The following is a 20147-nucleotide window of genomic DNA, read 5'->3' as shown; positions in this document are numbered from 1 at the left end:
CGTCCCGTGTCCGACCCGCTCTTCCCCGCCCCGAAGCACACCCCGCCTGAGCAGAAACCGCCCAAGCCCGCGGTGCCCAAGGAAGTGAACATCGCCTTCGCGGTCTGGGTGCTGTCCGCTGTGGTGTCCGCCGTGCTGCAGGCCGTGGACGCGGACGTGTTCGTCCAGCAGTTCGTGCAGCAGTCCGCCGGCCGTCCGGAGGCGCAGCTGCCGCCGAGCACGATCAAGACGATGTTCTACTTCGCGCTCGGGGTGGTCGCCCTGCTGATGGTGCTGTTCGCGTGGCGGATGCGGGCGGGACGCAACTGGGCGCGGATCCTGCTCACCGTGTTCGCCGTTTTCGGCCTGCTCACCCAGGCCTCCGCGGTCGGCATGACGTCGGTGGTCGGGCTGGTCTCCGTGGTGATCACGGCCACCGGGCTGGTGTTCATGTTCATGCCGCCGTCCAACGAGTACTTCCGCCAGTTCCGCAAGGTGCCGCCGCGGCGATGAGCGGACCGGTCTTCTACGCCGAACCCGGTTCCACCTGGTGGCCGGTGTTGTGGGGACCGATTTTCGCCCTGGTCGGCGCGATCGTCGAGTGGACGACCGGGCCGGTGCACGTTGTCGCATGGGTGATCGTGGCGTTCCTGTTCGCCGGTGCCGCCGCGGTCTGGGTGCAGGCCAGGCGCAAGATCTGCTCGGTCGAACTGACCCACCTGGTCCTGCGGCAAGGCCGTGAGGAGCTGCCGCTCGAGCAGATCGCCGCGGCTGACGACGAGGTCGGAACGCCGATGGCCGCTCGTGTTCTCGGTGGTGGCCTGACTGTGCCGCGCAAGTTCGAGTCCGTTCCGGTGAAGCTGCACGACGGCACGACAGTGCTCGCGTGGGCCAAGGACGGCGAGGCGCTGCGGGCTGCCCTGCGCGAGCGAATCGACTCGTGAGAAGCTGCATGATGTGACTGCCCAGCCGAAGACCGCCCCGGAGCAGGAACCCGAGCTCCCGGCGCTGCCGCCGGTGCGTGCGAAGCTGAACCAGCCGAAGCGTGCGCTCGTCGCCGCGGCGGAGGTGCTGGTCGCCGCCGGGCTGATCTGGCTGGCTTTCTACCTGTGGCCGAAGGGCGTCGCGACCATCACCACAGTGCTGGACGACGGCCGCACGCTGGTGTCGCACCGGTACTACGGGCACTGGATGTCACTGGCGATCTTCTCCGGCACTATCGCGGGTGTGCTGGTGGTCGATGCCATCCGCCAGCTCGTGCTGGCCGCTCGCGCGAGGCCCAAGCACCGGGCCTGATCTCCTCCCAGCCAACTCCCAGGTTGCTTCCAGCAAGCTGGGAACTGCCGCGTCGAGCATTGCCTGCATGAGACGCGGACGCCGTGCGTGGTTGATCAATGGGGTACTCGTGGTGGCTCTGGTCGCCGCGGGCTGGGGTGCGTACACCTTCTTGTGGCCGAGTTCGAACGCGGCAACGCCGACTGGCGTCCGATCCGTCGCGGCGACCCGGACCGATGTCGTCGAGACTGTTTCGGCTGCGGGCAGCGTGGAAAGCAGCTACACCGGGACCGCGGATTTCGCTGCGAGCGGCACGATCACGCAGATCAACGTCAAAGTCGGTGACACCGTCAGCAAAGGCCAGCAATTGGCCAAACTGGACGATTCGCAGGCCAAGCTGCAGCTCGCGGCCGCCAAGTCCAGTCTGAGCGCGGCCAAGGAGAACCTGGCCAACGCGTCGGAAACCACCACGACTCAGCAGGGGCAGTCGTCGCAGCAGCAGAGCACGAAGTCGTTGCAGGCCCAGGTGGATCAGGCCGAGGTCAACGTGGACCAGGCGCAGGAAGCGGTGAACGCGACCACGTTGACCGCACCCGGCGACGGGACGGTGACCGCGATCAACGGAACCGTCGGCCAGAAAACCGGTTCGTCGTCCGGAGGTTCCACAGCCAACAACGGGTCCGCCAACTCGGGGAACTCGTCCACGTCCGCTTCGTCCGGGTTCATCACGATCACGAACCTGGCGAGCCTGCAGGTCAAAGCGAACCTCGCGGAGATCGACGTGGCCAAGGTCAAAGCGGGCCAGGACGCCACGGTCACGTTGAACGCCATGCCGGACACGCCGCAGGCAGCCAAGGTGTCCGCGATCGACCTCACAGCCACGACAGGCTCGAACAATGTCGTGACCTACGGCGTGACCCTGACGCTGAACACACCGCCCGCTCAGTTGCGGCCTGGTCAGTCCGCGAGCGTGGCGATCACGGTCGCCAAGGCCGCTGACGCGATCGCGATCCCGTCGGCCGCGATGCGCACGGTCGGCACGACGCACACAGTGAACCTGCTGGTGAACGGCCAGGAGACCAGCCGTGCGATCGAGATCGGCGTGCGCAGCGAGTCCTTGGTGCAGGTGACTTCCGGGCTGAACGTCGGCGATCAGGTCGTTCTGCCCACGGCTCCGGCCACCAGCAACCAGCAGGAACGCGGTGGTGGCAGCTTCGGCGGTGGCGGTCTCGGCGGCGGCGGTGTCCGGATCCAGCAGCCTGGTGGCGGCGGCGGGACAGGGCGATGAAGCCGGTCATCGAAGTCAGCGCGTTGCACAAGACTTACGGCAGCGGCGAAACCGAGGTGCACGCGTTGCGCGGCGTGGATCTGGCCGTGTGGCCCGGCGAATACCTCGCGATCATGGGCGCGTCCGGTTCAGGCAAATCAACTCTGCTGAACGTACTCGGCTGCCTGGACGTGCCGACCCGCGGAACGTACAAACTGGACGGAATCGACGTCGGTGATCTCAACGAACGTCAGCTTTCCCTGGTGCGCAACCGGAAGATCGGCTTCGTCTTCCAGTCCTACAACCTGGTTCCCCGAACGTCCGCGATGTCCAATGTGGAGCTGCCGCTCGTCTACGCCGGTGTCGGCCGAAAGGAACGACGCGAGCGAGCCATGGCAGCCCTGGAAATGGTCGGTCTCGTCGACCGGGCCGGGCACAAGCCCAACCAGCTGTCCGGTGGCCAGCAACAGCGGGTCGCGTTGGCGCGTGCGCTGGTGACCGGGCCGGCGATGGTGCTGGCCGACGAGCCGACCGGAAACCTGGACAGCGAAAGCACCGACGAGGTGCTGGCGGTGTTCGACCGGCTCAACCGAATCGGCCGGACGATCGTGATGATCACGCACGAGGACCACGTCGCCGGGCGCGCGGCTCGCATGGTCCGTGTCTCCGACGGCCAGATCGTCGAAGACACGTCACAGTGGCGCAGGACGGGAGCGCTGACGTGAAGTTCGGTGAAGTCCTTCGATTCGCCCTGCGCGGGCTCGCGGCGAACAAACTCCGTTCGGGGCTGACGACCCTCGGCATCATGATCGGCGTCGCTGCCGTGATCCTGCTTGTCGCTGTGGGCAGTGGGGCGTCGGCTTCGATCGAACAGAGCATCGCCGGCCTGGGCACCAACGTGCTCACGGTGTCGCGCGCCGGTGGGCAGAACGCCAACGCGCGGCCGTTGACCGTCGAGGACGCCAAGGCTTTGGTCGATCCCCTTGGCGCGCCTGACATCAAGGCCAGTTCGCCCGTGGTCTCGACTCCGGTCACGGCGGTCTACCAAGGCACCAGTTACGAAGTGCCGCAACTGATCGGCACGAACCCGGAGTACTTCTCGACGTCGAACAGCGCGCTGGCTTCCGGTTCGTTGTTCACCGCCGACGACGTGACTGCGGGCCGCAAGGTCATGGTCCTCGGCCCGACCACGGCACAGGAGTTGTTCGGCAACGCCGATCCGGTCGGCAAACAGGTGCTGGCCAACAACATCCAGTTCACCGTGATCGGCGTGCTGCAGTCGAAGGGCTCGTCTGGCCTGAACAACGCCGACGACACGGCGGTCGCGCCCTTGACAGCCGTGCAGAATTCGCTGACCGGCTACGGCCAGGTGAATCAGATCCTCGTACAGGCAACGAGCGCCGAGTCGATGTCAGCGGCGCAAGCCGAGATCACGGCGATCCTGACCGCACGGCACCGGATCTCGGCGAACCAGACCGCGGACTTCCGCGTGCTGAGCCAAGAACAGCTGCTGGCGACGCGCACGACCGCGACCGAGACGTTCACCGTGTTGCTGGCCTCAGTGGCCGCGATTTCCTTGCTGGTCGGGGGAATCGGCGTCACGAACATCATGTTGGTGACGGTGACCGAGCGGATCCGGGAAATCGGGATCCGCAAAGCGATCGGCGCGACCCGCGGCGTGATCCTCGGGCAGTTCCTGACCGAGGCGACCCTGCTGAGTCTTTTCGGCGGCGCGCTCGGCGTCGCCGCGGGCGTGGTCGGCAGCCAGTTCACCATCGCCGGGATCACACCGGTGGTCGTCCCCGGGTCGATCTTCCTCGCATTCGGCGTGTCCGCACTGATCGGCCTGTTCTTCGGCAGCTACCCGGCGGGCAGGGCCGCCTCACTGCGCCCGATCGAAGCCCTGCGTCACGATTAGGAGAGAGTTGATGACCGAACAGCAGCAGAACCCGATCGCCACCCCGGTGCCCGGCGATCTTGACCAGGAGCTCACCCAGGCCAAACGCGGGCTGTCCAAGGTCACCATCGGCCTCGGCGTCGTAGTGCTCGCGCTCGTCGCGTTCTTCGGCGGCGTGTGGACGCACTCCGCGGTCGCGGGTTCGTCGGGTGGAACCGCCGCTCAGCAACCGCAACGATCCGGCGGCGGCATGCGTCTCGGACCTGGTCAGGGCGGCGGCCAAGGCGGCACGTTCCGCGGCGGCACGATGGGAACGGTCGACCGCATCGAGGGCAACACGATCTACGTGAAGATGCCCGACGGCACCGAGGTGAAGGTGACCACATCGGACAGCACCAAGGTCGAGACGACCGTCGACGGCAAGATGTCCGACATCACCCCGGGCTCGTCGGTGATGGTCCAGGGCGAGCGCACGGACGATGGCGTGACCGCGAACACCATCACCAAACGTCCGTCCTCATGACGGACTTATGACCCTGGCGCGCGGGCCCGCCTGTTCCCCGACATGCCCGTGCGTCAGGCCACATCCGGTCACCTGTAAGACTGAAGTTGTGAGCACAGGTGTTGAGCAGGTCAAGACCTCGGCCCAGTTGTTCGAGCGCGCGAGTGCCCTCATCCCCGGTGGGGTGAACTCGCCGGTCCGTGCGTTCCACTCCGTGGGCGGCACGCCGAGGTTCATGGTCAAGGGCGAAGGCACATATCTCTGGGACGCGGACGGCAACCGTTATGTCGACCTGGTGAGCTCCTGGGGCCCGATGATCCTTGGGCACGCGCACCCGAAGGTCGTCGAGGCTGTCCGGGAGGCCGCGATCAACGGGTTGTCCTTCGGTACGCCGACGGCCGGTGAGGTCGAGCTGGCCGAGGAGATCGTCAACCGGGTGCGGCCGGTGGAGCAGGTGCGCCTGGTCAATTCGGGCACCGAGGCGACGATGAGCGCGATCCGGCTGGCGCGTGGCTACACCGGCCGCTCGAAGATCATCAAGTTCGCTGGGTGCTACCACGGTCACGTCGACGCTCTGCTCGCCGAAGCGGGTTCAGGTGTCGCGACGCTGGGGCTGCCGACGACACCTGGTGTCACGGGTGCTCAGGCCAACGACACGATTGTGCTGCCGTACAACGACGTTGACGCGGTTCGCGCGGCGTTCGAGAAGCACGGCGACACGATCGCGGCCGTGATCACCGAGGCCGCGGCCGGGAACATGGGCGCCATCGCCCCGATCAACGGCTTCAACGAGGGCCTGCGTTCGCTCACCGCCCAGTACGGTGCCTTGCTGATCATCGACGAGGTGATGACCGGCTTCCGTGTGTCGAGCTCTGGCTGGTTTGGGCTGGAGGGTGTCGCGGGCGATCTGTACACGTTCGGCAAGGTGATGTCCGGCGGTCTGCCTGCGGCCGCGTTCGGCGGCAGCACCGAGATCATGTCCCGGCTGGCTCCGCAGGGCCCCGTCTACCAGGCCGGAACCCTGTCCGGGAACCCGGTCGCGGTCGCTGCCGGGCTCACCACGCTGCAGAACGCCGACGCCGCGGTCTACGAGAAGCTCGACGCGAACGCGCACCGTCTCGGCGGCCTGTTCACCGACGCGCTCACCGAGAAGAGCGTCCCGCACCGGGTGCAGTACGCGGGCAACCTGGTCAGCGTGTTCTTCACCGAAGACCTGGTCACCAACTACGACGCCGCCAAGAAGGCCGACACCTGGCGCTTTCCCGCCTTCTTCCACGCGCTGCTCGAACGCGGTGTCTACGCCCCGCCGAGCGCGTTCGAAGCCTGGTTCGTCAACGCGGCCCTCGACGACGAGGCGTTCAACGTCATCGCCGACGCCCTGCCCCACGCGGCCGCTGCTGCTGCGGAGGCGGTCAAGTGACCCGCACGATCGTCCACATGCTCCGCCACGGCGAGGTCCACAACCCGACGGGCATCCTGTACGGCCGTATCCCCGGTTTCGGCCTGTCCGACCTGGGCCGACGGCAGGCGCTGACGGTCGCGGAGTTCCTCAAGGACCGTGACATCACGTATGTCGTGTCCTCGCCTCTTCAAAGAGCCCAGGAGACCGCGGCGCCGATCGTGGACTCGCACCAGCTCGAGGTGGCCACGGACGACCGGCTGATCGAGCCGACCAACGTCTTCGAAGGACAGCTGGTTTCTGTCGGTGCGGGCTCGCTGCGGTCGCCTAAGCACTGGAAGCACCTGATCAACCCTTTTCTGCCGTCGTGGGGCGAGCCGTACCTGCAGATCGCCCATCGCATGCTCGGTGCCGCGCATCGTGCGCGGGCGGCGGCCGAAGGCCATGAGGCGGTGTGCGTGTCGCATCAGCTGCCGATCTGGACATTGCGGCGGTTCCTCGAGGCCAAACGGCTGTGGCACGACCCGCGGCGCCGTGAGTGTTCGCTGGCGTCGTTGACCAGCCTGGAGTTCGAGGACGAGCGGCTGGTGCGGATCACGTACCAGGAGCCTGCCGGTGCCACCGACCCGAAGGTGACAGGCGCATGAGGAAGTTTCTCGCGATCGCGGCGGCCCTCGCGGCCGTCGCGGGGTGTTCGACCGGGACGGACGCGGTCGTGCGCGGCACGGAGTTCGACTTCGTCGCGCCCGGGGGCAAGCTGGAGATCGCCTACGAGGGCGCCGACCGCAAGAAGCTGCCCGAGCTGACCGGCGAGAGCCTGCTCGAAGCGGGCAAGCAGATCAAACTGTCCGACTACGCAGGCAAGGTCGTGCTGATCAACATCTGGGGTGCGTGGTGCCCGCCGTGCCGCGCCGAGGCCCCTGAGCTGCAGAAGCTGTACGACGAGAACAAGGACAAGGGCGTGCAGGTGCTGGGCATCGACGTCCGTGACGACAGCCGCAGCCAGCCCGAGGACTTCATGCGTGACCGGGACCTGACCTACCCGTCGATCTACGACCCGGGCAGCCGGTCCCTGCTGGCCCTCAAGGGCTATCCGCGCAACGCCGTGCCGAGCACGATCATCCTGGACAAGCAGCACCGGGTGGCGCAGGTGTTCCTGATCGGCAAGCTGAAGTCCGATCTGGAGCCGATCGTCCAGAAACTCGCGGCCGAGCCGGCCTGAGCGATGTGACCAGGGACCTAGGTCCCGGGTGCCGGTTCCTGGCCTGTCAAGGGCCGTGCATACCCTCTAATGCGTGAATCCGACCGAGATCGCGGTGTCGGGGCCGTTGCTGTTCGCCAGTGGCCTCTCCCTGCTCGCAGGGATGATCTCGTTCGCATCGCCGTGTGTGGTGCCGCTGGTGCCCGGCTACCTCGCCTACCTGGCGGCTCTGGTCGGCGCGGACGCGCCCGCGGTCAAGGCGGATGAGCAGACCAAGCGCGGCCGGTACCGGGTGCTCGGCGCGGTCGGCCTGTTCATCCTCGGGTTCACCGTCGTCTTCACCATCACTGTCGGCGGCCTGGTGTGGCTGTCGGACCAGTTGCTGATCAACGAGGACGTGCTGCAACGCGTCGGCGGCCTGGTGATGATCCTGATGGCACTGGTGTTCATGGGCCTGGTGCCCAAGCTGCAGAAGGACCTCAGGTTCCACAAGCTGCCGCGTGGCGGGCTGGTCTCGGCTCCGATCCTCGGCGGGATCTTCGGCCTCGGCTGGACGCCCTGCATCGGGCCGACCCTGTCGGGCGTGCTCACCCTGGCGGCCAGTACAGGCGGATCGAGCGCACGGGGGATCCTGCTGGTCCTCGTCTACTGCGTCGGTCTCGGCGTGCCGTTCCTGCTGATCGCGCTGGGCGCGCGGTGGGCCGTGCGGGCGACCGGCTGGCTGCGTGAAAACGGCCGCAAGGTCCAGATCTTCGGTGGCGCGTTGATGTTCGCGGTCGGCGTGCTGCTGATCACGGGCCTGTGGGGCGAGGTCATCGCCTGGATGCGCTACGCCTTCATCTCCGACACGGAGTTGCCGCTGTGATTCCGTTCCTGCGCAACACATGGCGTGGTCTCACGTCGATGCGGACGGCCCTGATCCTGCTGTTCCTGCTCGCTTTGGCGGCGCTGCCCGGAGCGTTGCTGCCGCAGCGGACGTTGAACGCCAACAAGGTCGCGGACTACATCGCCGAGCACGGCTGGTGGGGCAGGCTGCTCGACCAGCTGCAGTTCTACAACGTCTACGCCAGCGTGTGGTTCTCCGCGATCTACCTGCTGCTGATGATCTCGCTGGTCGGCTGCCTGTTGCCGCGGACGTTCGAGTATGTGAAGGCGTTGCGCACCAAGCCGGTGATCACGCCGCGCAACCTGAGCCGGATGCCGCACCACAGCGAGTCCACTGTGGACAAGTCAGCTGACGAGGTGGTCGCGCAGGCGACCAAGGCGCTGTCCGGCTGGCGCAAGGTGGAGCGGGAAGAGGAGAACGGCGCCCGCACGATCTCCGCCGAACGCGGCTACCTGCGGGAGACCGGCAACCTGGTCTTCCACTTCGCCATGCTCGGGCTGATCATCGCGCTGGCGGTCGGCAAGCTCTACGGCTACGAGGGCCAGGTCATCGTGAAGGCCGACGGCAGCCAGGAGTTCTGCAACGCAGGCGTGCTGCCCTACGACTCCTTCCAGCCGGGACTGCTGGTCGACGGCACGGGCGGCTCGCCGTTCTGCATGAAGGTCAAGTCGTTCGACGTGAACTTCCTGGACTCCGGACAGCCGGATCTGTACCGGGCCAACCTGGAGTACCAGTCCGGGGCGGACCTGCAGACCGGCAAGTGGGAGAGCTACGGCCTGGAGGTCAACTCCCCGCTGCGCACCGAAGGCGACCGGATCTACCTGCTCGGCCACGGCTACGCACCGGTGTTCACGGTGACCTACCCCAACGGCCAGAAGCGCACCATGGACACCCAGTGGCGGCCGACGAACCAGACCACGCTGCTGTCGGAGGGCGCGACGAAGTTCGACCCGCCAGGGATCACGAACGCCGAAGAGCGCCGGACCAAGCAGATCGCAGTGACCGGGCTACTCGCCCCGACTGCGCGGCTGCACGGTTCGTTGCTCGACTCCAGCTTCCCCGACCTGCGCGACCCGATGGTCGCGGTGGATGTCCTGCGTGGCGACCTCGGCATCGACAACGGCCGTGGCCAGTCGATCTTCACGGTCGACCAGAACCTCGTCGACGACGGCAGGCTGAAGAAGGTCGCGCGGGAGAACCTCAAGCCAGGCGGCGAGATCACGCTCGACGACGGCACCGTGGTGCGGTTCGACGGCGTGAAGCGCTGGGTGTACTTGCAGGTCTCGCACGATCCCGCGCAGGTGTGGGTGCTGGTGTTCGCGATCGCGATCATCACGGGTATCGGGGCGTCGCTGATCATCAAGCGACGCCGGTTGTGGGTCCGTGTCGTGCCCGCGGCCGATGGCCGTACCGTGGTCGAGGTGGGCGGGCTCGCCCGCACTGACCAGGCCGGATACGGCGAGGAATTCGAACGGCTCTCGGGTGCGGTAACCGGAGGGAAGAACTGATGGTCAACGAGACCCTTGCCCAGTTCGGTGACTGGACGTACGGCGCGACCGTCGTCGTCTACATCTTCGCGATGGCGCTCGCCCTGATCGAGCAGGCTTTCGGCCGGGTCAGGCCGAAACGTGCCGCCGCCCGCCAGCTCGCCACCGTCGGCGGCCCCAGCATCGCCGAGGAGCCACCCGCGCAGGCCATTGGGGCGCGGCCGAAGCGGGACCGGGCGGAGCGCTTCGGGCGGATGGGCGCCTCGCTGATGGTCCTGGGTGCGTTGCTGCACTTCAGTTCGCTTGTGCTGCGCGGCCTGGCCGTCGGACGGGTTCCGTGGGGAAACATGTACGAGTACATGTCCGCGGTCAGCCTCGTCGCGGTGGTCACGTGGCTCGTGCTGATGAGGAAGTTCCCGGTCCGCCGGTTGTCCGTGTTCGTGCTCCTGCCGATCGTGATCCTGATGTTCCTTGGCGGCACGGTGCTGTACTCCGAGGCCGCGCCGCTGCAGCCGGCGCTGCGCTCGTACTGGCTGATCGTCCACGTGGCCGCGGCGATCATCGCGTCCGGTCTGTTCCTGGTGCCCGGTGTGGCCAGCATCCTGTACCTGATCCGCAATCGTTATGACCACGATGCGACGAAGTTTGTCCGGCTCGGTGAGCGTTTGCCCGCTGCGGATGTGCTCGATCGGGTGGCATATCGGACCACGATCATCGCCTTCCCGATCTTCACGTTCGGTGTCATCTGTGGCGGAATCTGGGCCGAGGCGGCGTGGGGACGGTTCTGGGGATGGGACCCGAAGGAGACCGTGGCCTTCGTCGCGTGGGTGATTTACGCGGCCTACCTGCACTCTCGTGCCACCGCGGGGTGGCGTGGCGGCAAGGCGGCGTGGATCAACATCCTCGGATTCTCCGCGACGGTCTTCAACCTGTTCTTCGTCAACCTGGTGACTGTCGGACTTCACTCTTACGCGAACGGATGACCCGAACGAACGGGTAACCCCGTTCGACCTGCGCGCACAGCTACAGCTACCGTCGCAACGAGGTGGTCGAGGAGGTCTCGATCCTTGACGTCCGCAGGAGGGACACCGGGGTGACTGGACGCTACGACGACTCCGCTCAGCGGCCCGATGCCGCGTGGCAGCCGCCTAGCGGAGACAACCCTCCGGCCGATCACACCGCTGAGGACGAGACGGCCGCTGACCAACCCGAGCTGTACGTCGAGCCGTCCACCGACTCGGCGCCGTACCCGTCGTCGCCGAGCGACGCGAGCGAGTCCGGGCAGCACAAGGTGGCCAGCGAGTCCGGCCCGCACCAGGTTCCCGGCGGCTCTGGGCCGTACCCGGTTCCTCCGGGTGGTTCCGGTCCGTACCAGGTTCCGCAGGGCGGTTCGGGTCCTTACCAAGTGCCCGGCGGCTCCGGGCCCTATCAGGTTCCGCAGGGCGGTTCGGGTCCGTACCAGGTTCCTCCGGGCGGGTCAGGCCCGTACCAGGTTCCCCAGGGTGGTTCCGGTCCGTACCAAGTCCCGCAGGGCGGTTCGGGTCCTTACCAAGTGCCTGGCGGCTCTGGTCCTTATCAGGTTCCGCAGGGTGGTTCGGGTCCGTACCAGGTGCCTGAGCAGCCGCAGGGATACCAGTACCCCCAGCCGTATCCGCCGCAGCAGCAGCCCGCGGCTCACCCGGTGCCGCACGACTTGGCCAGCTCCCGGCTGATCAAGCAAGAGAAGGCGAAGCCGCAGTCCGGCTGGCGCAAGGCCGTCTACAAGGCGACCGGCCACCTGATCAACATGGGCGAGAGCGCGGAGGACGTGCAGCGCCGTGAGCTGATCGCCCGGGTCAGCCAGCCACTGCGGGGCTGCTACAAGATCGCGATGCTGAGCCTGAAGGGCGGCGTCGGCAAGACCACCGTCACCACGACGCTCGGCTCGACGTTCTCGTCACTTCGGGGCGACCGCGTGATCGCCGTGGACGCGAACCCGGACCGCGGCACGCTCAGCCAGAAGATTCCGTTGGAGACAACGGCAACTGTTCGCCACTTGCTGCGCGACGCGAGCCGCGTGACGAAGTACAGCGACGTGCGCGCGTACACCTCGCAGGGCCCGAGCAGGCTGGAAGTGCTTGCCAGTGAACAGGACCCGGCAGTGTCGGAAGCGTTCAGCGAGGACGACTACCGGCGCACGGTCGCACTGCTCGAGCACTTCTACAACATCGTGCTGACCGACTGCGGCACCGGCTTGATGCACTCGGCGATGAAGGGCGTGCTGGACATCGCCGACTCGCTGGTGATCGTGTCGTCCGGGTCGGTCGACGGCGCTCGCAGCGCCTCGGCGACCCTGGATTGGCTTGACGCGCACGGCTATCGCAACCTGGTCGCCAGGTCGGTCGCGGTGATCAACTCGGTCCGGCCGAAGTCCGGCTCGGTCGACTTGGACAAGCTGGCCGCGCACTTCGGCGCTCGGTGCCGCGCGGTGTGCCGGATCCCGTTCGATCCGCACCTGGAAGAAGGTGCGGAGATCGAACTGGACCGGCTGGAGCACGCCACCAAGATGGCGTTGCTCGAGATGGCCGCTACTGTCGCTGACGACTTCGCCACCGTGCAGTAGCGCCTCGTGTCAGGCCGGCGGATCCTCGCCGGCCTTTTTGTTGCGTTCGTCCAACCCGCGCAAGAACTCCGGGTCGTCGTCGGGGGCGGCCACGCCGCGCTCCCGGCGTGCCGTGACGCCGGCTGCCTGCGCTCCGAACGCGCGCCACAGCAGTACCGCGACGGTCAACGCTCCGACCGCGGCGAGCAAATACAGCATGTCGCCACCTCCTCGAGTGTCAGTACCCGAGGTTAGCCCGTTCGTCCGACTTGCGCCGCCACCCCATGCAGGCGATGGCCGAATGTGACGGACAGTGGTATCAGTCGTTATGACTGGCTTCGGTGGTCAGCTCGGCCAGCAGGGTTTTCACCTCGGACTCACGGAACCGACGGTGCCCACCCGGCGTGCGGATCGAACCGATCCGTCCGGCGGTGGCCCAGCGGGTCACGGTCTTCGGGTCCACCCTGAACAGGGCGGCCACCTCTCCAGGGGTGAGCAGTCGTTCGCCGACGTGACCAATGGTGGCTGTCATCTCCGCCTCCTTACACAAATTCCAGGCGTTCCGGTCGCATCGTGTCATCTCACCCGTCGGGTACTCGAACGGCTAAGTAAAGGTAAAGAGGTAGTAAGGGGCAAAACGCCCACTCTGGACATTACCCCCTCTGACCAGCTAAGACAGGCAGAGCTCGTTGCCCTCCGGGTCCGCGATCGTGACCCAGTTGAACGGACCCTGCGATCCGCGGTGCAAAATTTTTGCTCCGAGGGCGGTGAGCCTGGTCACTTCAGCCTCCCTGCGCTCGTCGCCGACCCTGATGTCGAGGTGGACCCTGTTCTTGCAGGTCTTGGCCTCGGGCACGAGCTGGAAGAGGATCCGGCGGCCCGACTCCGGGTGCAGGATGGCCTGGCCGACGCGCCAGACCAGCACGCCTTTGTGGGTCTTGGTGTCGGATTCCGAGGCTTTACCTTCGTCGACCATCTGCCGGATGAAGGCCTCCTTGCTGGGCTCGACGTCCCAGCCGATCGCCTCCGCCCACCAGTCGGCCAGCGTATGCGGGTCGGCACAGTCGATAGTCACCTGAAAGTCGTATGCCATGGCGGCGACCGTACTGCCGACTACCGACATTTCGCCGTGGTCGTAGGCTGCGTGCCGTGGACGACTTGGACCGCCGCATCATCAATGAGCTCAGGCTCAATGGCCGCGCCACATACGCGGAACTCGGCCGTCAGGTGGGGTTGTCCGCGTCGGCGGTGCACGAGCGGGTCGGCAAGCTCGAGACCAGCGGGGTCATCACCGGGTATCACGCGACGGTCGACCCGAGTTCGATCGGTCTCGGCGTCACCGCACTCGTCGGAATCCAGCCATCCGACAACGCCGAGGACAGCGAAGTCGCCATCAAGCTGGGCGAGTTGTCCGAGGTCGAGTCCTGCTGGGCGGTCGCGGGTGACGAGGCGTTCGTGGTGAAAGTCCGCGTCCCCACGGTCGACGAGCTCGAACGCACACTGGGGCGGCTGCGCCGGATCGACGGCGTCGCACGGACCCGCACCACGGTCGTGCTGTCCACGAGGTTCGAGGGGCGGCCGAACACCGTGACCGCCGAGTAGGCTGCGTGACTGTGGAAGCCCATTTCGGCAGGGACCTGGCGTTGTACACGGGGGCGCGGCTCGCGCTCGTCGCCGTCGTGACCGCGGTCCTCGTGCTGGTCAAGATCCCATTGCTTGTCGGGCTGGCCGTCGCCGTCGTGGTGGCGTTCCCGCTCAGCCTTGTGCTGTTCAAAGGCCTGAACCAGCGGGTCACCGCGGGCATGGCCGAGCGCGGCGCGGAACGTGCCCGGCTGCGCGCCGAACTCCGTGGCGACAAAGAGTCGTAGGGACTTCGATTTCCCGCCTGTCCCGTTCGTGGGGTGGACATGAAATACATGCTGCTGTTGCACGAACCGGACACCGACTGGACCGCGGTCCCCCAGCAAGAGCTGGACAAGGCACTCGCCGAGCACGCCGAGTTCATCCAGTACCTCACCGCACGCGGTCGCCCCTTCTCCGGCGAGGCGTTGCGGCCCTCCTACACGGCCACCACGCTTCGTCCGAAGGGCGATGACGTACTGGTGACCGACGGGCCGTTCGTTGAGCTCAAGGAGCACATAGGCGGCTTTTACGTGATCGAGGCGGACACCCTCGACGAAGCGATCGAGGTCGCCAAGCGCGCGCCGATGTGCTCGGGCGTGGAGATCCGGCCGATCTGGGACGCATGACCTTCGAGGCGGTGGAGCAGGCGCATCGGCGCGAGTGGGCCGCTGTGCTGGCCGCGACGATGCGCCTGACCCGTGACTTCGACGAAGCGGAGGACGCGGTCCAGGAGGCCTTCGAATCCGCCATGGCCGTCTGGCCGGAGGAAGGCGTCCCGCCGAACCCGGGTGGCTGGCTGACCACGACCGCGAAACGCAAAGCCCTCGACCGGATGCGCCGCGCGGACGCGTTGGCACGCAAGCTGCCGTTGCTTGTCGTGCCGGACGGTTCCCCCGAGGTGATCGAGGATCAGCGGCTGCGGTTGATCTTCATGTGCTGCCATCCCGCACTGGCGCTGAACGCACGGGTGGCGTTGACGTTGCGGTTGGTGTGCGGCCTGCCGACGAGTGAGATCGCCCACTTGTTCCTCGTGCCACAGGCGACCATGGCCGCGCGGCTGACCATGGCGAAGAAGAAGATCCGATCGGCCGGGATCCCGTTCCAGGTACCCGACGACCTCACGTCCCGGCTGCCTGCTGTGCTCGCCGTGGTCTACCTGGTCTACACCGCCGGGTCGACGGATCGCGCGCTGGAATTGGCTACGTTGCTGGAGTCGTTGCTGCCGTCGCCTGAGGTCTTCGGTTTACTGGCGTTGATCCGGCTCTCCGTGGCCCGCTCGGCTGCTCGGTTCGTTGATGGCAAGCCAGTTCCGCTCGCCGCGCAGGACCGCTCGTTGTGGGATCACGAAGCGATCGCCGCGGCTCTTCCCTTGGTGGAGAAGGCTTTGCGAGGCGGCGGGCCGTACGCATTGCAAGCCGCGATCGCGGCGTTGCACGCGTCGGCACCGACATATGCGGACACAGACTGGCCGCAAATCCTTGCGCTGTACGACGAATTGGTGGCGGTGTACCCGTCGCCCACTGCTGCCTTGGGTCGTGCGGTGGCGTTGGCTGAGATTGATGGCCCCGCAGCGGGTTTGGCCGAGGCCGACCGGCTTTCCGTTGACCTGGGCCACTATTACCTGCTGCACGCCGCCCGCGCGGAGTTCCTGCGTGCTCTCGGGCGTTGCCCGGAGGCGGCGGAAGCCGACCGGCTGGCGGCTTCATTGGCCCCGACCCCGGCCGAGGCTGCGTTCTTCAGGGAGCGCGTCGATTCGCGAGCCCGGCCATGATCAGTCAGGCTGGGACGGGTGTTGTGGCGAATTGTCCTATCTGTTGCTATCGCGACCGCGGCTGCCCTGCTGGCCGGTTGGCTGACAGGGGTGCTGGTTCGCTTCGTGGCGCGACGCCGCTACCGGCGGACCCTGACCAAGCTGCACGAGAACTGCCATAAGCCGTTCATGGCCGTGCTTGTGGTCGCGGCGAACTACATCGTGCTGTTCGAGTATGAAAACCGCTTCATCGCAGGCATCCGGCACGCGTTGCTGCTGGTGCTGATCGTGGTGGCGGCCTGGCTGGTGATCCGGGTCCTCTTCGTGATCGAGGACTTCGCACTGCAGCGGCTGAACATGGACGTCCCGGACAACCGGCGGATCAGACGGCTGCGCACCCAGGTCGCGTTGATCAGAAGACTGACCGGCGCGGCGATAACGATCATCGCCATCGCGTCGATGTTCATGACCTTCTCCGAACTGCGCACGCTCGGCGCGTCCCTGCTGGCCTCGGCCGGAATTGTCGGTGTGATCGCCGGTCTGGCGGCGCAGACGACGTTGACGAACGTCTTCGCGGGCATGCAGCTGGCCCTCACGGACTCCTTGCGTTACGACGATGTCGTTGTGGTGGAGGGAGAATGGGGCCGCATCGAGGAGATGACCCTGACGTACGTCGTGGTCCACCTGTGGGACGAACGCAGGCTGGTGCTGCCGACGACGTACTTCACCAAAACCCCGTTCCAGAACTGGACCCGCCACGAAACCCGCGTGATCGGCGCGGTCCAGTTGCACCTTGACTACCGCGCGCCGGTCGAGGTGCTGCGCGCCGAGGCCCAACGCGTCGTCGAATCCTCGGATCTGTGGGACCGGCGCGAATGGGTCCTCCAAGTCGTCGACTCGACCCAGCTGACCATGGTCGTACGGGTCCTCGCCTCCGCCGCGGACGCCCCGAGCGCATGGGATCTGCGCTGCGAGATCCGCGAGAAGCTGATCGTCTTCATGCGCGACAACTACCCGGAATACCTCCCGGGCGGCACTCAGCGAGTAATCACCCAGGAGTGACCTCACTCGACCAAAGCAAGGCAGCCCCACCCATCCCGGGGGCGTCCCCGATCCCATTCTATCGGGGTAATGCCTGGTCAAGGGGGTTACTCGCCGGTTGTGGACAACTGGATTTGCCAACGGACCGTTCGTGCGGAACAGCCGGGTCTGCGCCTACTGTGCATCCGTGACCACAGTCGATCGATGTTGTGAGACCACCCGGGACTGGGTGTGCGAGGCCGTGCGGATCATCGAGGCGGACGCCAACCGCAGCGCGGACACCCACCTGCTGACGTTCCCGCTCCCGGTGGAGTGGGGCGTGCGGCTCTACCTGAAGGACGAGTCGACACACCCGACCGGCTCGCTCAAGCACCGGCTTGCGAGGTCGCTCTTCCTCTACGCCCTGTGCAACGGGTGGATCACCAAGGGCACACCGGTCATCGAGGCCTCCTCCGGGTCCACCGCCGTGTCCGAGGCGTACTTCGCGCGTCTGCTCGACCTGCCGTTCATCGCGGTGATGCCCGCGTCGACGAGTACCGAGAAGGTCGCGTTGATCGAGCGGCAGGGTGGGCGCTGCCACTTCGTCGACGAACCGAGTGCGATCTACACCGAGTCGCGCCGCCTCGCGGCCGAGCTCAACGGGCATTTCATGGACCAGTTCACGCACGCCGAGCGGGCCACGGACTGGCGGGGCAACAACAACATCGCCGAGTCGATGTTCGAGCAGATGGCGTTGGAGCCGCATCCGGAACCGGCCTGGGTCGTCGTCGGGGCGGGCACCGGCGGCACGAGCGCGACCATCGGGCGTTACCTGCGGTACCGGTCGATGCGCACGCACCTTGCTGTCGTCGACCCGGAGCGGTCGGTCTTCTTCGACGCGTGGCGGGACACCTTGCCTGAGCTCACCGGTTGCCGTGGGTCACGGATCGAGGGCATCGGCAGGCCGCGGGTCGAGCCGTCGTTCGTCGGGCAGGTGATCGACCGGATGATCAAGGTGCCGGATGCCGCTTCCATCGCCGCGATCCGTTACGTCGAGCCGATTCTCGGCCGTCGCGTCGGCGGGTCGACGGGCACGAACCTGTGGGGAGCGTTCGAGGTGATCTCCGAGATGATCGCCGCGGGCGTGCAGGGCAGCGTGGTCACGTTGTTGTGCGACGGCGGCGAGCGGTACGGGCACACCTACTACGACGACGGCTGGGTGGCCGCGAACGACCTCGAACTTGAGCCGTACCACCGGGTCCTGGCCGACTTCTTCGAAACCGGCCGGTGGGCGTCATGACACGATCGCGGCAACCGTCGTCGCGACTGCCCAGATCAACATGGCGATCCCGGTGTCCTTGAGGACGGGGATCAACGCGGGCCCGACCGCTCCACTGTAGACAGCGCGGACGCTCGGCGAGACCTTCAGCGCCGCGAACAGGCCGAGCAGGAACCACGGGCTGGCAAGGAATGCGAGCACGAAGGTGACCACGAACGGGATCAGCGCGAGTACGGCGTAAAACGTCCGCGCGCCCTGATCGCCAAGGCGGACAGCCATTGTGCGCTTGCCGGACTCCGCGTCCGTCGGGCGGTCGCGCAGGTTGTTGGAGGCCAGTACCGCTGCGGAGAAGCAGCCGAGCGCGATCGACGCGATCACGGCGAGCCACGTAACCCGTCCTGTTTGGACATACAACGTGCCGAGAACCGGTACGGGACCGAAGAACAGGAACACCGCCAGCTCGCCGAGACCGACGTAGCCGTACGGGTTCTTGCCGCCTGTGTAGTACCAAGCGCCCAGCAGGCAGACGAAACCGACGGCGATCAGCCACCACTGGCCGCTGGAGATGACCAGTCCGAGCCCAGCCAGGCACGCGATGCCGAAGCACGCGAACGCGGCCGTCCGCACCGCCGCCGGTGGCACGAGACCCGAGCCGACCAGGCGCAACGGGCCGACGCGCTCGGTGTCCGTGCCGCGGATGCCGTCCGAGTAGTCATTGGCGTAGTTCACGCCGACCTGGAACGCCAGCGCCACGATCAGGGCGAGCAGCGCCTGCCACCACACGAACCCGTCGATCGCCACCGCCGCGCCGGCGCCGACCAGCACCGGCGAGATCGAGTTGGGCAACGTGCGGACTCGTGCGCCCGCCATCCACTGCGCGACTGTCGCCATACTGACAGTGTTGCAACTCAGCAGGTGACGGCGCCCGTGACCCCTGATACATACGCCTTGGCCACGTACCTGCCAGGCGCGATCCGCAGCCACCGGTCGCTCGTGCCCTGGCTGCCGGTCAGTTCCTCGCCCACGGTCTCGCACTCGACCCGTACCTGCGCAAGGTGCCCCGCGAGCCCGACGATCGGCGCGTTCGAGTTGGTGCCGCTGCGGACGTTCAACGTGTCGCCTGGCGTGCGGACATAGCCATGCGGGCCGGAGCCCGTCCACAGGTAGGTCACGGTCACCCACGCGTTGCCGGTCAGCTTCAGCGCGTCCCAGAACGTTCCGTCGCCGAGGTCGATACCGGCGGGATTGCGGACGTTCCGGCCGAACTGGTCAAGGCCGTTGTTGTACGCGTTCTGGTAGGCCGCTTGGGCTTGGGGCGTGCCCTGTGGCAGGTCCTGCCACTCCTGGCGCGGGTGGTTCCAGTAGTCGTCACGGGTGTTCCACGGGCCGACGTCCCACACCGGCGCCCACGCGCAGCGCCCGTTGGGCGCGCACACCTGGACGCTGTAGCTGCCTGTCTGTTTGGGCGACAGGCCGCGCCGGGACGGCAAGGCGGCGAAGTGGTCACGTTCGACGATGATGTGCCCGTTCGCGGTCTTCCCGCCCACGAGCCCCTCGCGAGTCGCGAACACGCGATACGACAGCGGTGTCGCGTTCGTCCTTGGTCGAATGGGGACGTGCCGCAGAGCAAGGCGCGCGCTGCGGACCTTTTCGTTGAATACCAAGCGAACCTGCACGGTCTTGGTGGACACGTCGAGCGTCCCCGTGTCGGTCCACTCAGTCCACCCGCCGTCCGGCAGCTTGCCTCGCAGGTCGAGCTGACCGCCGGAAACCGCGGCTGTGAAGGTGTTCACGGCCATCGGCAGCTCGGTCGGCGGATAGATGGCCATGCCCGTGTCGGCGGTCGAGATGCCGTCGGCGGTGCGGAAGACGCCCGTGCTTTCCTGGAGGTATTCGGCGAGCGGGACGTCGACCTCGAATTGAGTGCTGGCCAGAGCTGGAATGGCTGTCGCGGCTAGACAGACGGCAACTAGCGCAAATGCGCCCCAGCGTCTCATTCCG

Annotated in this window: 25 protein-coding genes; 20 read left to right on the top strand and 5 right to left on the bottom strand. The window is 66.8% G+C overall.

Annotation, left to right across the window (positions count from 1 at the left end; translation table 11 throughout):
- The first annotated feature begins 6 nt into the window (after positions 1-6).
- The 14 genes from B9C43_RS13525 to B9C43_RS13460 all read left to right on the top strand — a co-directional run bounded on the left by B9C43_RS13525 (position 7) and on the right by B9C43_RS13460 (position 12495).
- Complete coding sequence (locus B9C43_RS13525) at positions 7-492, top strand: hypothetical protein (RefSeq protein ID WP_051895895.1); 486 nt, start codon at positions 7-9, stop codon at positions 490-492.
- Complete coding sequence (locus tag B9C43_RS13520) at positions 489-923, top strand: hypothetical protein (protein ID WP_033384581.1); 435 nt, start codon at positions 489-491, stop codon at positions 921-923. The genes B9C43_RS13525 and B9C43_RS13520 overlap by 4 nt, the downstream gene beginning before the upstream one ends.
- Positions 924-936: 13 nt before the next feature.
- A complete protein-coding gene (locus B9C43_RS13515) occupies positions 937-1275 on the top strand; it encodes a hypothetical protein (RefSeq protein ID WP_235038590.1) in 339 nt (112 codons plus the stop codon).
- Positions 1276-1342: 67 nt separating this feature from the next.
- On the top strand, positions 1343-2542 hold the full coding sequence (locus B9C43_RS13510; protein ID WP_084426507.1) for an efflux RND transporter periplasmic adaptor subunit: 1200 nt from the start codon (positions 1343-1345) through the stop codon (positions 2540-2542).
- Positions 2539-3246, top strand: a complete 708-nt coding sequence (locus B9C43_RS13505; RefSeq protein WP_084426505.1) for an ABC transporter ATP-binding protein — start codon at positions 2539-2541, stop codon at positions 3244-3246. The genes B9C43_RS13510 and B9C43_RS13505 overlap by 4 nt, the downstream gene beginning before the upstream one ends.
- A complete protein-coding gene (locus tag B9C43_RS13500) occupies positions 3243-4439 on the top strand; it encodes an ABC transporter permease (protein ID WP_033384599.1) in 1197 nt (398 codons plus the stop codon). Before B9C43_RS13505 ends, B9C43_RS13500 begins: the two co-directional genes overlap by 4 nt.
- Before the next feature lie 10 nt (positions 4440-4449).
- Positions 4450-4941 carry a hypothetical protein gene (locus B9C43_RS13495; RefSeq protein WP_033384585.1) on the top strand — a complete coding sequence of 164 codons (492 nt, stop codon included), beginning with the start codon at positions 4450-4452 and terminating at the stop codon, positions 4939-4941.
- Positions 4942-5029: 88 nt separating this feature from the next.
- A complete protein-coding gene (gene hemL, locus B9C43_RS13490; protein ID WP_084426503.1) occupies positions 5030-6340 on the top strand; it encodes a glutamate-1-semialdehyde 2,1-aminomutase in 1311 nt (436 codons plus the stop codon).
- 17 nt (positions 6341-6357) lie between these two features.
- Entirely contained in the window at positions 6358-6966 is a 609-nt protein-coding gene (locus tag B9C43_RS13485; protein WP_084428087.1) for a histidine phosphatase family protein, read from the top strand.
- A complete protein-coding gene (locus B9C43_RS13480) occupies positions 6963-7541 on the top strand; it encodes a TlpA disulfide reductase family protein (RefSeq protein ID WP_084426501.1) in 579 nt (192 codons plus the stop codon). The genes B9C43_RS13485 and B9C43_RS13480 overlap by 4 nt, the downstream gene beginning before the upstream one ends.
- 73 nt (positions 7542-7614) lie before the next feature.
- Complete coding sequence (locus B9C43_RS13475; RefSeq protein ID WP_033384589.1) at positions 7615-8385, top strand: cytochrome c biogenesis CcdA family protein; 771 nt, start codon at positions 7615-7617, stop codon at positions 8383-8385.
- Positions 8386-8423: 38 nt separating this feature from the next.
- Positions 8424-9914, top strand: a complete 1491-nt coding sequence (gene resB, locus B9C43_RS13470) for a cytochrome c biogenesis protein ResB (protein WP_143446425.1) — start codon at positions 8424-8426, stop codon at positions 9912-9914.
- Positions 9911-10876: a c-type cytochrome biogenesis protein CcsB gene (gene ccsB / locus B9C43_RS13465; protein WP_033384590.1), complete on the top strand. Its 966-nt coding sequence runs from the start codon at positions 9911-9913 to the stop codon at positions 10874-10876. The genes resB and ccsB overlap by 4 nt, the downstream gene beginning before the upstream one ends.
- 62 nt (positions 10877-10938) lie before the next feature.
- Positions 10939-12495 carry a MinD/ParA family ATP-binding protein gene (locus B9C43_RS13460; RefSeq protein WP_235038589.1) on the top strand — a complete coding sequence of 519 codons (1557 nt, stop codon included), beginning with the start codon at positions 10939-10941 and terminating at the stop codon, positions 12493-12495.
- 9 nt (positions 12496-12504) lie between these two features.
- Here the strand turns inward: B9C43_RS13460 and B9C43_RS13455 are convergent, their stop codons facing one another.
- From B9C43_RS13455 to B9C43_RS13445, 3 genes are all read right to left on the bottom strand, one after another.
- Entirely contained in the window at positions 12505-12693 is a 189-nt protein-coding gene (locus B9C43_RS13455) for a hypothetical protein (protein WP_033384591.1), read from the bottom strand.
- A 100-nt stretch (positions 12694-12793) separates the two neighbouring features.
- Positions 12794-13006: a BldC family transcriptional regulator gene (locus B9C43_RS13450; protein ID WP_033384592.1), complete on the bottom strand. Its 213-nt coding sequence runs from the start codon at positions 13004-13006 to the stop codon at positions 12794-12796.
- Positions 13007-13144: 138 nt separating this feature from the next.
- Positions 13145-13567, bottom strand: coding sequence for a VOC family protein (locus B9C43_RS13445; RefSeq protein ID WP_033384602.1), 423 nt, complete (start codon positions 13565-13567; stop codon positions 13145-13147).
- A 56-nt stretch (positions 13568-13623) separates the two neighbouring features.
- On the opposite strand from B9C43_RS13445, the gene B9C43_RS13440 reads away from it, so the two are divergent.
- From B9C43_RS13440 to cds1, 6 genes are all read left to right on the top strand, one after another.
- The gene (locus B9C43_RS13440) at positions 13624-14076 is read left to right on the top strand and encodes an Lrp/AsnC family transcriptional regulator (protein ID WP_033384593.1); all 453 of its coding nucleotides are present in this window, start codon (positions 13624-13626) and stop codon (positions 14074-14076) included.
- 5 nt (positions 14077-14081) lie between these two features.
- Positions 14082-14342 carry a DUF4229 domain-containing protein gene (locus tag B9C43_RS13435; protein WP_033384594.1) on the top strand — a complete coding sequence of 87 codons (261 nt, stop codon included), beginning with the start codon at positions 14082-14084 and terminating at the stop codon, positions 14340-14342.
- A 39-nt stretch (positions 14343-14381) separates the two neighbouring features.
- Entirely contained in the window at positions 14382-14723 is a 342-nt protein-coding gene (locus B9C43_RS13430; RefSeq protein WP_084426499.1) for a YciI family protein, read from the top strand.
- Complete coding sequence (locus B9C43_RS13425; protein WP_084426497.1) at positions 14720-15868, top strand: RNA polymerase sigma factor; 1149 nt, start codon at positions 14720-14722, stop codon at positions 15866-15868. The genes B9C43_RS13430 and B9C43_RS13425 overlap by 4 nt, the downstream gene beginning before the upstream one ends.
- An 18-nt stretch (positions 15869-15886) precedes the next feature.
- On the top strand, positions 15887-16909 hold the full coding sequence (locus tag B9C43_RS13420) for a mechanosensitive ion channel family protein (protein ID WP_200825541.1): 1023 nt from the start codon (positions 15887-15889) through the stop codon (positions 16907-16909).
- A gap of 166 nt (positions 16910-17075) precedes the next feature.
- Positions 17076-18167 carry an L-cysteine desulfhydrase Cds1 gene (gene cds1, locus B9C43_RS13415; RefSeq protein WP_084428082.1) on the top strand — a complete coding sequence of 364 codons (1092 nt, stop codon included), beginning with the start codon at positions 17076-17078 and terminating at the stop codon, positions 18165-18167.
- Here cds1 and B9C43_RS13410 read toward each other — a convergent pair.
- Both B9C43_RS13410 and B9C43_RS13405 read right to left on the bottom strand, forming a co-directional pair.
- Positions 18162-19037, bottom strand: coding sequence for a 1,4-dihydroxy-2-naphthoate polyprenyltransferase (locus B9C43_RS13410; RefSeq protein ID WP_084426495.1), 876 nt, complete (start codon positions 19035-19037; stop codon positions 18162-18164). The genes cds1 and B9C43_RS13410 overlap by 6 nt on opposite strands.
- 17 nt (positions 19038-19054) lie before the next feature.
- The gene (locus tag B9C43_RS13405; RefSeq protein WP_084428081.1) at positions 19055-20143 is read right to left on the bottom strand and encodes a hypothetical protein; all 1089 of its coding nucleotides are present in this window, start codon (positions 20141-20143) and stop codon (positions 19055-19057) included.
- Positions 20144-20147: the final 4 nt, after the last annotated feature.

It is taken from the genome of Kibdelosporangium aridum (assembly GCF_900176515.1).
Classification (GTDB): Bacteria; Actinomycetota; Actinomycetes; order Mycobacteriales; family Pseudonocardiaceae; genus Kibdelosporangium; species Kibdelosporangium aridum.
The sequence above is the reverse complement of the archived record's forward strand: the minus strand, read 5'-3'. Positions and strand labels throughout refer to the sequence as shown.

Excerpts from the sequence above, each read along its gene's own strand:
- B9C43_RS13410 (WP_084426495.1), bottom strand. The coding sequence starts at position 19,037 with ATGGCGACAGTCGCGCAGTGGATGGCGGGCGCACGAGTCCGCACGTTG.
- B9C43_RS13510 (WP_084426507.1), top strand. The coding sequence starts at position 1,343 with ATGAGACGCGGACGCCGTGCGTGGTTGATCAATGGGGTACTCGTGGTG.
- B9C43_RS13405 (WP_084428081.1), bottom strand. The coding sequence starts at position 20,143 with ATGAGACGCTGGGGCGCATTTGCGCTAGTTGCCGTCTGTCTAGCCGCG.
- B9C43_RS13495 (WP_033384585.1), top strand. The coding sequence starts at position 4,450 with ATGACCGAACAGCAGCAGAACCCGATCGCCACCCCGGTGCCCGGCGAT.
- B9C43_RS13425 (WP_084426497.1), top strand. The coding sequence starts at position 14,720 with ATGACCTTCGAGGCGGTGGAGCAGGCGCATCGGCGCGAGTGGGCCGCT.
- B9C43_RS13445 (WP_033384602.1), bottom strand. The coding sequence starts at position 13,567 with ATGGCATACGACTTTCAGGTGACTATCGACTGTGCCGACCCGCATACG.
- B9C43_RS13480 (WP_084426501.1), top strand. The coding sequence starts at position 6,963 with ATGAGGAAGTTTCTCGCGATCGCGGCGGCCCTCGCGGCCGTCGCGGGG.
- resB (WP_143446425.1), top strand. The coding sequence starts at position 8,424 with ATGCGGACGGCCCTGATCCTGCTGTTCCTGCTCGCTTTGGCGGCGCTG.
- B9C43_RS13505 (WP_084426505.1), top strand. The coding sequence starts at position 2,539 with ATGAAGCCGGTCATCGAAGTCAGCGCGTTGCACAAGACTTACGGCAGC.
- B9C43_RS13430 (WP_084426499.1), top strand. The coding sequence starts at position 14,382 with ATGAAATACATGCTGCTGTTGCACGAACCGGACACCGACTGGACCGCG.
- B9C43_RS13485 (WP_084428087.1), top strand. The coding sequence starts at position 6,358 with ATGCTCCGCCACGGCGAGGTCCACAACCCGACGGGCATCCTGTACGGC.
- B9C43_RS13455 (WP_033384591.1), bottom strand. The coding sequence starts at position 12,693 with ATGCTGTATTTGCTCGCCGCGGTCGGAGCGTTGACCGTCGCGGTACTG.
- B9C43_RS13520 (WP_033384581.1), top strand. The coding sequence starts at position 489 with ATGAGCGGACCGGTCTTCTACGCCGAACCCGGTTCCACCTGGTGGCCG.
- B9C43_RS13450 (WP_033384592.1), bottom strand. The coding sequence starts at position 13,006 with ATGACAGCCACCATTGGTCACGTCGGCGAACGACTGCTCACCCCTGGA.